Here is a 12522-nt window from a genome sequence, read left to right as displayed (position 1 = left end):
GGGCCGGGGTGGTCCGGACTCAACGATTTACCGGAGGTGTTGACGATGGCCGATTTCGGTGCGTCTTATGCGGAGATGGAGCAGGTGGCGTCGTCGCTGTCGCAGGCTCGTGATGACATTCAGGGTCAGCTGGACACCCTGAAGGGGCAGGTGGACACGCTGCTGGGTGAGGACTTCAAGACGCAGCACGCGTCGGGCAAGTTCGGTGAGGGCTACGGTGAGCTGACCACGGGTCTGAAGACCGCGGTGGACGGCATCAACGACATGTCGGAGTCGCTGCTGGGCATGATGCGCGCGATCCAGGATCTGGATCAGCAGCTCGCCGGCGGCTGAGTCCGCACACCAGAACCAGTACAGACTCGACGTCGAGGGCCGGCTGACTAGGCCGGTCCTCGCCTTCGATGGGGGAATCCGATGGACATCATGCTCGACCGTGCTCGCCTCCGCGAGGCGCTGACAGGCCTCAACGCCGCCATCACCGCCTTCGACGAGGCGGCGGCGATCAACAACGATCTCGAGGAGGCGGTCGATCGCCCCGACGACCGCTCGTCACTGCGCGACAAGGTCGGCGACTTCGAGTCGGCATGGAACCGCAAGCGCGACAAGTTGAACGAGAATCTCGGCTCGATCCGCGACCAGCTCACGTCGATCGTCGACAACTGGGACCAGTGGGACACCGAGACCGCTGCCGAGCTCGAGAGCGCCGGCTCTGAGCAGACCACCAGCGCCCGGATCGCGAGGATCCAGTGATGCGATCTCCGAACACCGACGTCGAACTGCGCCAGCTCGCCGGATCCGCCTCACAGATCTGGAGCAGAGGCGACAACTGGGTCACGCTCGGCACACAGATGAATGAGACGGCGGGTGAGCTCACCGCGATCGGCGATTCCTCGGTGCACAAGAGCAAGGGCACCGACAAGCTCGCGGAGATGGCTTCCGAGACCGCGGTGGACCTGTCGGCCGCGGCAGTGCGGTACACGGACACCGGCAAGGCGCTGCGCATCTACGCCGAAGCGCTCGAAGCGGCCCAGAGCTGGCTGCGCGCGAACGAGGACGACGTCCGCGACGCGGAGAACGCGTATCAGAACGCTCAGAGCTCGCACGAAGACGCCGTCGGTCGGCAGCGATCGCTCGAGCGCGTGATGCCTTGGGAGGACGATCCCGAACAGAGTGAGGTGGACGCGGCCGCCGGAGACGTCAGCGCTGCCGCCGCGACCCTCGGATCGGCCGAGCGGCATCGGGATGCGATGTGGACCGCATTCGACGACACCTTCGAGACATGGTCGGACGCATACGACGATGCCGTCGAGTCCATCGAGAAGGCCTACGAGACAGCCGGCAACAATGACGGCTTCTGGGAGTCCGTGGATGCCGTCCTGGACGTCCTCGCCGTGGTCCTGCTCGTCCTGTCGGTCATCGCGCTGGTGATCGGGGCTCCGCTGACCGGACTGCTCGGCGGGATCATCCTCGCCCTCTCCGCCGCCGTGCTGGCCCTCAACGTGCTCAAGTTCGCGTTCGGGAGGGCATCCCTGGGGGATGTGGCACTGGCCGCCGTCGGTCTTCTTCCGTTCGGCATCGGGAAGGTGCTCTCCCGCGGGCTTCCGACGCTCGGCTCGGCGATGAGCGCCGGCCGAGGTGCGGTCGTCACCGCTATCCGCAGCGGCCTGCCCTCGGTGGTGACCCGCCTGTCGATTCCGCTGACGCCGTTCCGGATCCCCATCTTCCACCCGCTTCGTGCGATCGGAAACGCGTTCACATGGCTGCGCGCGCCGGCGGTGGCGCGAGCGGGCCTGCCCGCTCCGAGCATGTTCGTCAACCCGCTCCGGGCCATCCCCATGGGCGGCACCGAGGCGGTGCAGGTGCAGACGTTCCTGCAGAGCATGCGCACCTCGCAGTGGGCGACCAACCCGGGGGTGCAGCAGACCATATCCGGCATCTCGCGCTCGCTGCCTGGACTGCCGACGCAGATCCTCAACACCGGTCTGTGGACCGGCTTCACCGCGAACGACATCGCTCAGCTCGCGGGCTGGTCGCCTGAGATCCCCGTGCTCTCCGGTGTGCGGGTAGGCTGACGCGCGTGCAGGCACTTCCCCATGAGACTGTTCGACGCGCCCGGCTTCGCACGACGGTGGTGCTGATCGCGCTCGTGCAGCCGGTGCTGCTGATCCTCTTCCTCATCGCATCGCTGATCTGGACCGGTGGACAGGTCCTGCGCGACCAGTCCGCGCCCTATGACCAGATCCTTCTGTTCCCCGTCGTTCCGGTTCCGGGCTGGCTGCTTCTCGTACTGGCCGGGCTGCTCGCCATCGGCTCCGCCGTGTACTGCGTCGGCACCGAGATGCTCGACGCGCGCAGCGTCGTCGGCCTGCTCGGTCCCGTGCTGGCATCCTGCGTCACCGCGCTGTTCTTCTTCGCGGCTCAGACGGTTGAGGATGACCCGAACCTCCTCGTCGCCCTCATCGTCGACGTCGTGGCGCTGATCCCTCTGGCGATCACCGCGATCCGCTACGTCCCCGAGTACGAGCGCAGACGCCAGGCGGACACGCTCCCCGAGGGATACGTGTGAGCGCGCCGCAGCCCACGCAGGACGATCCCCGGGGCTACTCGATCCTGATGCCGAGCGGGTGGAGCCGCTACCGAGTGGATGCCGACGGCAAGGCCGCATTCCAGGCCAAGGCCGTCGCCCGGATGAAGGCGATCGGCCGTCCCGATCTCGACGTGCAGATGCGGCTGCTGATCTCGGAGCAGTGGAAGCAGCTCGAGCGTACGAAGGCATTCGCCGTGTACCTGCCCGACCAGGAGACGAACGAGTGGCGGCCGCCGATCTCGATCGCCGCGCGCAAGGTGGCGGGCTCGGTCGGAACCGACTTCGAGACCGAGGTGCGCAACCGGTTCGGCGTCGTCCCCGAGAAGGTCTCCACCCCGCTCAGCGAGATCCTCCGGTGGCGCAGCTCGCACAGCGGATCCGGTGAGCTCGCGGAGGTCCGCACCGTCACTCTCGGCTACGCATTCCCTGCACCCGTTCCGCAGGCGCGGCTGGGTCTGGTCTTCATCGCCGTGCTGCCTCACCCCGATGACGTCGAACCCGATGTGATCGAGGGCAGCGTCGAGCTCGTCGACACCATCATGGAGACCTTCCGATGGCGATGAACGCGCTCTCCATCGAGGCGCTCGAATCGTGGCTGCCCGTCCCGCTCGCCTTCCCGGAAGGTCCCTGGCCGGACGTCGAGGAGTGGGCTGCTCAGATCGGGGACGTGCTGCCAGACGACGGCGGCCGGGCTTCCTTCGCAGCGGCGCTGCGGGAACTGCAGGCGGTTGCGCCACCGCTCCCCGGCGCCCAGGCGCGGCTGCTGTGGCTGGGAGATCTGGCTCGACCGCATGTCGCGCACGTGTACGTGAGCCCAGGAGCGTCGGAGGTGGATGACCTCGTCGCCCTCGCTGACGCAGGGCTGGGGCTTCTCGTGCAGACGGTCAGCCGAACAGAGGTCGAAGGCTATGACCGCTCGGTCCTGGCGGTGCTCATCGGCGACGAGCAGGATCCGGTCGTCTGCGGCCGATTCCTCGGCGACCAGGCCGGGATGATGGTCGTCGTGGACCTGCTGACCCATGAGCCCGGCGTGCTCGCCCTCGCGCTCGACGATCTGCGCGACCTCTTCGCCGCAGTGCGGCTGGTGTCGACACCGTCCTGACGATGGGGAGTTGTCCCCATGGCTCGGTGGTGCGGGCATCTTGTAGCTTGGGGGTGTCGGGCCGGGGTGGTCCGGTTCGGATGATTTTCGGAGGTGTTGACGATGGCCGATTTCGGTGCGTCTTATGCGGAGATGGAGCAGGTGGCGTCGTCGCTGTCGCAGGCTCGTGATGACATTCAGGGTCAGCTGGACACCCTGAAGGGGCAGGTGGACACGCTGCTGGGTGAGGACTTCAAGACGCAGCACGCGTCGGGCAAGTTCGGTGAGGGCTACGGTGAGCTGACCACGGGTCTGAAGACCGCGGTGGACGGCATCAACGACATGTCGGAGTCGCTGCTGGGCATGATGCGCGCGATCCAGGATCTGGATCAGCAGCTCGCCGGCGGCTGAGTCCGCGCACGCAGTCCCGAGGGGCCGACCGATGATCGGTCGGCCCCTGTTCTGTTCCACCAGGGGTCGACACGACGGGAGGGGTCGCAATGGCCGACGGGATCTGGGTCCGCTACACCGAGCTGAGCGAGGTCAACGACCAGCTGAAGTCGATCGTGCAGGAGCTGACCGACGCGGCATCGCGCACCGCCGCGGTCCAGGAGGCGATCGGGTCGCCCTACGGCAAGACCAAGCTGGGTCGCCGGGTGCACGACTTCGAGAGCCGCTGGGACGACAAGCGCACCGAGCTCAGCACCGACATCGACAAGGTGCAGAAGCATGTGCAGGGCGTGCTCGACGGACTGCGGGACTGGGATGTCGAGACCGCTTCCCAGATGGAGATCGATGTGACCGGCGCGCAGAGCGAGGCGCGCCCGGCCGCACACGCCCCCGCGTCGGCGCGGTGACGGGAGACGGACATGCTTTCACCCAAGGGACGCCAGGTCGTCGCACTCGAGGGCGAGTCAGGCGCGATCCGGGCGCGCGGAACCGAGATCACGACGCTGGGCGAGCAGATGCAGACCAGCGCCGCGTTCCTGCGGCGATTGGCCGACCAGGCATCGGGGATGAAGGGCAAGGCCGTCGAGAAGCTGCAGGAGATCGTCGGCGACACCCACATCGAACTGGGTCGCGCCGCCGCCCTCTACCCGCCGACCGGCCCCATCCTCGTCGAGTACGCCGACGCGCTCGGCGAATACCAGCCGCGCATCCTCGTGCGCGTGCGCACGTGCGAAGAGGCACGAGCCGCATATGACGCGGCTCCCGGATACCTCGACCGGCCCTTCTGGGCGGAGCCTGCTCCGTGGCGCAGCGACGACGAGAAGCAGAGCATGGGCGAGCAGAACGACACCGAGGACCGCGAGAAGCAGCGGCTGCACGACGAGTACCAGAGCGCCCTGAAGGACTTCGACACCGACGTCGACTCGTGGGAGGAGGTCTTCGACAGCACCGCCGACCGGATCGAAGACGCCTTCGACGGCAAGATCGAGGACAGCCGCTGGGACAACATCGACGGCGGCGTCGCCGTGTTCGTCCAGGTGCTGCAGGTGGCGGGCACCGTGCTCGCCGTCGCCGCCATCGTCATCGGGGGCCCCGTGATCGCCGCGATCAGCGCCGCGGTCGCGGTTGCGACCCTGGCGGCGGTCGCCTACCAGTTCTTCCGCGACGATGCGAGCGGGACGGACCTCGCACTCGCGATCGTCGGCGTGATCCCGTTCGGCAGCGCGGGAAAGCTCTTCCAGGGCCGAAGCGGCGTGCTCAGCTTCGCCGGCGACACCTTCGCCGCCTTCAAGCCCGCCACGTGGAGCGCCGCCGGAGCGCAGCTGCGCAGCGTCACCATGGCGGGGCGGTTCGCGGGCGGCGGCATGAGCGGGCTCGTGCAGAGCGGGCGCACGTTCTGGCAGCTGAACAACCCGGCCGGCGTCGGCGACGTGTTCAGCCGCTTCCTGCTCGGCAAGGACACCACGAAGCTCACCGGGATGGTCGAGACCATGACGGCGGGCTCGCAGGGCTGGGCGCGTTCGACCACCGTGCCGGCCGCGTGGGAGTTCACGCACATGATGATCGCCGGGCCGATCAAGATGACCGACAAGATCGCGAACTGGACCGGGCACGGCGATCAGGCGATCAGCAAGCGCGTGCCATGGCTGGGAGCAGTGCTGTGATCTCGTTCCCCTCCGGGTGGGCGCCCGGCACCTGGCGAATCACCGGCACCTCGCTGGACGCCGGCTGGCTCGCCCTGCCTGCGTTCGAGACCTCCGCCGAGGCCGCGGCATGGGTGGGCGAGAACACCGCGCTGCTGCAGACGGCATGGGCCCAGCACTGGTCCCCGGATGCCGAGCCGCTCGTTCGCGAGATCCTGCGCGCCGGGCTCGCGCACCGTCGCAGCGACGACGCGCTCGCCTTCCAGGTGTGGCCGGCGCAGCATCCGGTCTGCGTCTTCGTGCACGTCGTGATGGCGCGAGGCGACGGCGAGCCGCCAGGACCCGGTGACGGCATCCTGTTCGAGTCCGAGGGGCTGGGACCGGGCGTGCTCGTGCCACGAGCCGAGCGGATCGGCGACGCCGACGCGCTCGGCTACGACATCGTCTTCGCGTTCGACGACGACGTCGTGGTGATCGTGTCGGTCGAACCCACCTTCGCGGACCTGCTGGGCATCGTCTCGCCGTCGATCCAGGCGTTCACGGCATCGCTGCAGCTCGTGGGCCCCGACGAGCGCACCCGCCGGGCGCGCGCACCGCGCCTGCTGGAGGCGCAGCACGCCGACACCTGGGTTGATAGCCTGACCGCATCATGACGCTCACTCACCCGGACGCACGATCCTGGGCCCGCGCGCGCTCGGCCGCCGAGGAGCCGCGGCTCGGGATGCTGGAGGCGGTGGCCTTTCAAGAGCATCCCGACCTTGTGGCGACGTTCGGCAGCGACGGCGCGGCGGTCGCCGAGATCCTCACCCGGCGCACGCCGAGCCCGGCACAGCGCGGCTCCACTGCGGTGCTGGCGGTGCTGGCGATCATCGGCGTGATCGCTCCTGTCGCCGGCATGGCGGTGCTGGGCGCCGAGTCGTATCTCATCGACCGGGTGCCGGCGGCGACCTCGGTTCCCGTGGCCGCTGCCGCGTTCACCGTCGGGGCGGTCATGCTGCTCGTCACCGGACTGCTGTGGCTGCGCAGCGGCGCCCGCTGGTCGGGCCTGGTGTGCGGCATCGCGGTCGTCAGCGCCATCGCCGCCGGCTTCGCCTCGGCCAGCATGCCGACCGTGGCCGCGCGCGACGGCTACCGGCTCGATCAGGTCATGCTCATACCTGTCTGGGGCGCTCTCGCGCTCGGCGCGCTGCTCGCCGTGGTCGTGCTGCTGCGCTTCCGGGTTCGCTCCGCTGAGGCGGCCCCCGAGTCGACCCGACCCGTGACCATCACAGACCGCGAACGCGCGGCGCGGGCAGTCGCTGCGCTGCCCGCAGACCAGCGCAGCTCCATCCAGCATGACCGCGACACCGCCCTGCAGATCCTGCGCGAGCGCGGTTTTCTCGACGACGCCGCGCTGGAGCAGGCGCTGGCCGCGCCGTTGGGCACCCTGTTCACGCTCGACCCGATCCGAAGGAGCACGCCGTGACCGACGTCCCACACGGCTCCGCGACGCGCGTGGGCCTGCGCGAGCTGCTCGGCGGCAAACCCGACCCCGACTTCTCTCTCGTGCTGCCGCCCGGCTGGGTGCGTCGCGGCGTCGACGAGGACGAGCAGGAGCGGATGCTGGCGAAGATCCGCACGCGCACGATGCAGGCGCACCGCCCCGACCTCCTCGCCCGCCTGCGGGTGATGGTGGACCAGGCGTTCACCCAGATGCGCAAGGTGTCGACCTTGGCGATGTTCACGCCGGCGGACGAGGCGCCCGAGAGTGCATATCTCCCGGCATCGCTCACCGCGAGCGTCCAGCACGCCGAGGCCGGCCAGACGCTCGACTCGTACGTGCGGGCGGCCATCCTCGCCGACGGCGCCACGCCCCTGCTCGGGGACAAGCGCATCATGCGCATGGAACGGGAGACGACCGACATGCTCGACGGCGAGCAGCTGCGCGTCACCACCGTCGCCTATCTCACTCCGGTTCCCGGCAGCGGACGTCGACGCGCGCTGCTGATGACCCTCGTCCTGCTGCGCGGAGCGGATGTACCCGCCGACGACCCACCGCTGCTGCAGATGAAGGCACTGTTCGACCTGTGCGTGTCCACCCTCACCTGGATTCCGGCGGAGTGATCAGGACCTGGCGTCGGCGCTGAGCTCGGGCGACGTCAGACGGGCGGCGTCTCGGCGTCTGCGAGATGCCGGGCGTGATGCCCGAGCACCTTCACCATGATGCCGCGCCGGCGCAGGTCGGAGATCGTGCGCGACTCCTCATCGCGGTCGCGACCCAGAGCGTGCACATTCGCCACGACGAGCACGTCACCCGGGCGCAGCGTCTCGATCAGCCGTGCCAGGCGGTCGCCCCAGCTCTCCAGGATCTCCGGGGCGGGGTGGCGGAAGCCCTCGATGGGCACGCCGAACCGGGTGAGGTCATCGCGCTGCTGAGTCACCGACGGCATTCCGTCGCGCGCGACGACGAGCCCCACCAGGCGTGTTCCCTCCGGTCGGGCCGACCACCATCCGTGATCATCGTCCGCCAGGCACTTCGGGCAGTTCGCGGCGGCGTGCGGCAGATGCAGCGGACTGGTCAGCGCAATCTCCGCCTCGCCACCCGTCGGGTTCATCGCATCGGTCATCGCCGCACCTCCGGCATCCATTCTGCCCGAGACCGGCATCGGCCGCGTCCGCACTCCGGGAGGCGGAGCGGGCGCTCAGATGAGGCCGAGCGAGCGCACCGTCTCGCGCTCGTCGACGAGCTCGGCCACCGATGCGTCGATGCGAGCCCGGGCCCAGCCATCCAGCTCCAGGCCCTCGACGATCTGCCACGCTCCGCCGGACGAACGCACCGGGAACGACGAGATCAGTCCCTCCGGCACACCGTACTCGCCACGTGAGACGACGCCCGCGCTGGTCCAGTCGTCGCTGCCGTGCACCCAGTCGCGCACGTGATCGATGGTCGCGCTCGCCGCGGACGCCACCGACGACGACCCGCGCACCTCGATGATCTCGGCGCCGCGCTTCGCCACCCGGGGGATGAACGTCTGCTCCTGCCACGCGCGCACGTCTCCCACAGCCGCCTCGAGACGTTCGGCGACCGGCGCGCCGTCGATCGTCGCGTGCGAGATGTCGGGGAACTGCGTGGCCGAATGATTGCCCCAGATCGGCACGCGGCGCACCAGGGTGACCGGTGCGCCGAGCGTCTGCGCGAGCTGCGCGCGGGCGCGATTCTCGTCGAGGCGCGTGAGCGCCGTGAACCGTTCGGCGGGAACGCCGTCGGCCGACGAGGAGGCGATCAGCGCGTTCGTGTTGGCGGGATTGCCGACGACCGTGACACGGATGTCGGATGCCGCGGCCGCTGCGATCGCGCGGCCCTGCGGGCCGAAGATACCTCCGTTGGCGGCGAGCAGGTCGCCGCGTTCCATGCCGGGTCCGCGCGGACGCGCGCCGACGAGCAGCGCGAGGTTCGCGCCGTCGAACCCGACCTCGGCGTCGTCCGTCACCTCCACGTCGTCGAGCAGCTCGAACGCGCCGTCCTGCAGCTCGAGCGCCGCGCCCTCCGCCGCGCGCAGCCCCTGGGGGATCTCGAGCAGCCGCAGCCTGACGTGCTCGTCCGGTCCGAGCATGTCTCCCGCCGCGATGCGGAAGAGAAGGGCGTAGCCGATCTGTCCGCCGGCACCTGTGATCGTGATCGTCGTCGCCATGACCCGAGCATAGGCCTCGCTTCGTGCGCAGATGACCGCCGGGGGCCGCTTCGTCAAGCCCTCGTCGTCGGACGTCGCGGAGCGCTACCTTTTCAGCATGACTTTCAATCCGGATGCCGACATCTCGGGCAACACCACTCGCCGTCGTGGGCGGGGTGCCGCGATCGCCGGTGGTGGAGCAGGTGTTCTCGGTCTCGTCGCGCTCGTCGTGGCCATGCTCGGCGGTCCCGATCTCACGGGCCTGGTCGGCGGGGCGCCCGGCGGCGGGAACGAACCCGCCTCGAGCGGTGAGGCGCTGTCCGAGTGCGACACCGGGCAGGACGCGAACACGAACGACGACTGCCGCATGGCGGGCGCGCAGGTGCTTCTCGACGACTACTGGCAGCAGCACGTCGACGGCTACCAGCCGCCGACGATGACCGTGGTCGACGGCGCGACCTCCACCCAGTGCGGCACCGCCTCGAACGCCGTCGGGCCGTTCTACTGCCCGCCCGAGCAGGGCGTCTACATCGACCCGACGTTCTTCCAGCTCATGCGGGATCAGTTCGGCGCGTCCGCCGGCGAGCTCTCCCAGCTGTACATCGTCGGACACGAGTGGGGCCACCACATCCAGAACATCACCGGCACGATGGAGAAGTATCCGAACAACGGCACCGGACCCGACAGCAACGGCGTGCGCACCGAGCTGCAGGCTGACTGCTACGCAGGCGCCTGGCTGGGTGATGTCACCGAGCAGAAGGACGAGAACGGCGTCGCGTACCTCCAGAAGCCGACCGAGGCGCAGATCACCGACGCCCTGAACGCCGCGTTCACCGTCGGCGACGACAACATCCAGGAGCAGCAGGCGGGTCGGGTCAACCCCGAGAGCTTCACGCACGGCAGCAGCGAGCAGCGCCAGGCGTGGTTCGCCAACGGCTACAAGAACGGACTCGGCGTCTGCGACACCTTCGCCGTCTCCGGCGACGACCTCTGATCGGCGGGCAGGGGGGTCAGGCGCGCAGCGCCCGGAGCAGCGTGCGCAGAAGCACCGGGATGCCGCCGTGAGCGCGGAACCTGGTGAGGCCCTCGCTCACGGCGGATCCGGTGCGCGACGAGACGAACCATGGCGGGGTCGGCAGGATCGTGATGCGACCGCCGCCGTTCAGCAGGGGCAGCGACCGCGGGAAGGGACGGAACGGCCCGCGCAGGACCGACCGCTCCACGTCGTCGAGCAGCAGGGCGTTGTGAACCACCCCGATGCCGCTGCCGACGTCGTCGAGGGTGCTGCCCGGGAACGCGCCCCAGGTCAGCGTCGGCGTGATGAACCCGAACGCCGTCCACGCGTTGATCGCGATCGACCCGTAGCGCAGCTCGGCGATCGCACGCTCGAAACCCCTGCCGAGCGACTTCTCGGTGGTCGGGTCGATGATGAGGTTCGCCCCGAGGGTGCCCTGCAGCTCATCGTTCGCGTGGGCGATCGCGGCATCCAGAAACGCCTGTCCGGTGCCGGGCAGCTCGACGACGCCGAGCACCGGGGCGAAGTACTCTGTGGACTGCAGCGCCGTGGCATCCGCGCCGTCGCCGATCTCGATCAGCAGCCGGTCGGCCAGCACCAGGGCATCCGGATAGTCCTCCGCGGCCCTCCGCATGCGCGCCGCCGAGCCCGGGTACCAGATCGGTCGCTCGGGAGCGGCCGCGTACGCCCGGCGCAGCGCGGTGCGGAACTGCTCGGCCTGCGGCCAGTCCGACGAGATGATCACGACCTGACCGGCGATGCAGTTGTGCCCGCAGTTCTGCAGGCGCATGGTCGCCACGTGCTCAGCCTGGAAGGCGATGTCGGCGTCGCTCCACTCGCCGGGCACCACGATGATGGGCGACACACCGCCGAGTTCGGCCGTGATCGGCTTCGTCAGCAGCGGTCGGTTCTCTCGCCGACGCGCCGCGGCCTGCGGCTGCTGCCCCCAGACGATGGCGTCGAAGGTCGCCGCCGACCCGGTGATGTGCACGTGCATCAGGTCGCGATGCGCCGTGAGGTACGACCCGACCGCGGCCCCGCCGCGCACGATCCGCAGGAACCCGGGCGCGATCAGCGGCGCCAGTGCGCGCTCGTACACGGCGACGAGGGAGTCCTGCGTGGGATTCACCTTCAGCAGCGCCACGCGATTGTGTGCGAGAAGCTCGTACAGCACGTCGAGCACGGGGATTGCGGTGACGTTACCCGCACCCAGCACGAGACCGACGCCGCCCGGGGCATCCGACCGCTGTGCCAGTCCGGCGTTCGCACGGGCCGTGCTCGCGGTGACGCCGGGCCGCAGCCACACCTCACCGCTGAATCCGGCCAGCAGGAACCGGTCGAGCCCGGTGAGAGGGAACGCGGCCACCGTGGTGCGATCGCCCGGTGCGCGACCGAGCGTCACGCCGTCGAGCGGCGAGCGGCCTGCCGACAGCTTCGCGAGGGTGTCGATGTACGCATCGAGCGCGCCGAGCACCGAGTACGGGCCGCTCAGCCACTCCTCGCCGCGCAGCGGATGCCGCCGGTCGAGGCCCTTCGAATCCGCTGCGGTGTTCGCCCAGTCCTCCGCCGCGGCGGCGACGCTCGAGCGCAGTGCTCGCAGCAGCGTCGCGCGCTGGCCCACGGTGAGTCGCGCCCACGTGCGCGAACCCTGCTGCAGCACGTCGACGTCGGCGTCCAAGGCCGCGCGCTGCGCGTCGTCGAGTTCGGCGGCCGGCGCCGTCTCCTGCGTCATCGTCGTGTCCCGGTGGCGGTGAGGAAGCGGACCGAGGTCAGATGAGCGAGAGCTCGCGCAGCTTCGCCTCGACGTCGGCGTTGCTCGGCTCGACGTGGTGGCTCGCGTCAGGGTAGACGACGACGGGGATGTTCATCCGGCCCGAGATCTCCTTGGCGATGTCCGCAGCCGCCGGATCGGCGACCAGGTCGATGTAGGTGTACTCGATGCCCAGCTCGTCGAGCTGCTTCTTGGTGCGGACGCAGTCGCGGCACCAGTCGGCGCCGAACATGGTGATGGTGTCGGAGGCGGGGTTGCTCATGCCACCAGCCTACGGCTGCGCCGGTGCACGGGCGCGGGATGCGCCCGGCCACAGCGAGCCGTG

17 protein-coding genes are annotated in these 12522 nt (G+C 69.6%); 13 read left to right on the top strand and 4 right to left on the bottom strand.

Annotated features, from left to right (window positions below; genetic code table 11):
- The first annotated feature begins 45 nt into the window (after window positions 1-45).
- The 12 genes from H9633_RS04290 to H9633_RS04235 all read left to right on the top strand — a co-directional run bounded on the left by H9633_RS04290 (window position 46) and on the right by H9633_RS04235 (window position 7864).
- Window positions 46-333: a WXG100 family type VII secretion target gene (locus tag H9633_RS04290; RefSeq protein ID WP_083428829.1), complete on the top strand. Its 288-nt coding sequence runs from the start codon at window positions 46-48 to the stop codon at window positions 331-333.
- Window positions 334-414: 81 nt separating this feature from the next.
- Window positions 415-750 carry a hypothetical protein gene (locus H9633_RS04285; protein ID WP_071644904.1) on the top strand — a complete coding sequence of 112 codons (336 nt, stop codon included), beginning with the start codon at window positions 415-417 and terminating at the stop codon, window positions 748-750.
- A complete protein-coding gene (locus H9633_RS04280; RefSeq protein WP_071644903.1) occupies window positions 750-2072 on the top strand; it encodes a hypothetical protein in 1323 nt (440 codons plus the stop codon). Before H9633_RS04285 ends, H9633_RS04280 begins: the two co-directional genes overlap by 1 nt.
- Before the next feature lie 5 nt (window positions 2073-2077).
- Window positions 2078-2566: a hypothetical protein gene (locus H9633_RS04275; protein ID WP_191712202.1), complete on the top strand. Its 489-nt coding sequence runs from the start codon at window positions 2078-2080 to the stop codon at window positions 2564-2566.
- Window positions 2563-3150, top strand: a complete 588-nt coding sequence (locus H9633_RS04270; protein ID WP_071644901.1) for a hypothetical protein — start codon at window positions 2563-2565, stop codon at window positions 3148-3150. Before H9633_RS04275 ends, H9633_RS04270 begins: the two co-directional genes overlap by 4 nt.
- Window positions 3141-3689, top strand: coding sequence for a hypothetical protein (locus H9633_RS04265; protein WP_071644900.1), 549 nt, complete (start codon window positions 3141-3143; stop codon window positions 3687-3689). The genes H9633_RS04270 and H9633_RS04265 overlap by 10 nt, the downstream gene beginning before the upstream one ends.
- A gap of 102 nt (window positions 3690-3791) precedes the next feature.
- On the top strand, window positions 3792-4079 hold the full coding sequence (locus H9633_RS04260) for a WXG100 family type VII secretion target (RefSeq protein WP_083428829.1): 288 nt from the start codon (window positions 3792-3794) through the stop codon (window positions 4077-4079).
- An 89-nt stretch (window positions 4080-4168) separates the two neighbouring features.
- Complete coding sequence (locus H9633_RS04255; protein ID WP_071644899.1) at window positions 4169-4525, top strand: hypothetical protein; 357 nt, start codon at window positions 4169-4171, stop codon at window positions 4523-4525.
- Window positions 4526-4537: 12 nt separating this feature from the next.
- Window positions 4538-5782: a hypothetical protein gene (locus tag H9633_RS04250; protein WP_191712200.1), complete on the top strand. Its 1245-nt coding sequence runs from the start codon at window positions 4538-4540 to the stop codon at window positions 5780-5782.
- A complete protein-coding gene (locus H9633_RS04245; RefSeq protein ID WP_191712199.1) occupies window positions 5779-6414 on the top strand; it encodes a hypothetical protein in 636 nt (211 codons plus the stop codon). The genes H9633_RS04250 and H9633_RS04245 overlap by 4 nt, the downstream gene beginning before the upstream one ends.
- Window positions 6411-7226, top strand: coding sequence for a hypothetical protein (locus H9633_RS04240; RefSeq protein ID WP_191712198.1), 816 nt, complete (start codon window positions 6411-6413; stop codon window positions 7224-7226). The genes H9633_RS04245 and H9633_RS04240 overlap by 4 nt, the downstream gene beginning before the upstream one ends.
- On the top strand, window positions 7223-7864 hold the full coding sequence (locus tag H9633_RS04235) for a hypothetical protein (protein WP_071644895.1): 642 nt from the start codon (window positions 7223-7225) through the stop codon (window positions 7862-7864). Before H9633_RS04240 ends, H9633_RS04235 begins: the two co-directional genes overlap by 4 nt.
- A 35-nt stretch (window positions 7865-7899) precedes the next feature.
- Here H9633_RS04235 and H9633_RS04230 read toward each other — a convergent pair whose 3' ends face one another.
- Together H9633_RS04230 and H9633_RS04225 are read right to left on the bottom strand one after the other, a co-directional pair.
- Window positions 7900-8367, bottom strand: a complete 468-nt coding sequence (locus H9633_RS04230; RefSeq protein WP_071644894.1) for a recombinase family protein — start codon at window positions 8365-8367, stop codon at window positions 7900-7902.
- 75 nt (window positions 8368-8442) lie between these two features.
- Window positions 8443-9432, bottom strand: coding sequence for a malate dehydrogenase (locus tag H9633_RS04225; protein WP_191712197.1), 990 nt, complete (start codon window positions 9430-9432; stop codon window positions 8443-8445).
- A 97-nt stretch (window positions 9433-9529) separates the two neighbouring features.
- Between H9633_RS04225 and ypfJ the strand changes: the two genes are divergently transcribed.
- A complete protein-coding gene (gene ypfJ, locus H9633_RS04220) occupies window positions 9530-10405 on the top strand; it encodes a KPN_02809 family neutral zinc metallopeptidase (protein ID WP_191712196.1) in 876 nt (291 codons plus the stop codon).
- A gap of 16 nt (window positions 10406-10421) precedes the next feature.
- On the opposite strand, the gene H9633_RS04215 is transcribed toward ypfJ, so the two are convergent.
- Together H9633_RS04215 and H9633_RS04210 are read right to left on the bottom strand one after the other, a co-directional pair.
- Complete coding sequence (locus H9633_RS04215; RefSeq protein WP_191712195.1) at window positions 10422-12158, bottom strand: aldehyde dehydrogenase family protein; 1737 nt, start codon at window positions 12156-12158, stop codon at window positions 10422-10424.
- Between the two features lie 37 nt (window positions 12159-12195).
- On the bottom strand, window positions 12196-12459 hold the full coding sequence (locus tag H9633_RS04210) for a glutaredoxin family protein (protein ID WP_071644891.1): 264 nt from the start codon (window positions 12457-12459) through the stop codon (window positions 12196-12198).
- Window positions 12460-12522: the final 63 nt, after the last annotated feature.

This window comes from Microbacterium commune, from assembly GCF_014836945.1.
In the GTDB taxonomy this organism is placed as follows: domain Bacteria; phylum Actinomycetota; class Actinomycetes; order Actinomycetales; family Microbacteriaceae; genus Microbacterium; species Microbacterium commune.
The sequence above is the reverse complement of the archived record's forward strand: the minus strand, read 5'-3'. Positions and strand labels throughout refer to the sequence as shown.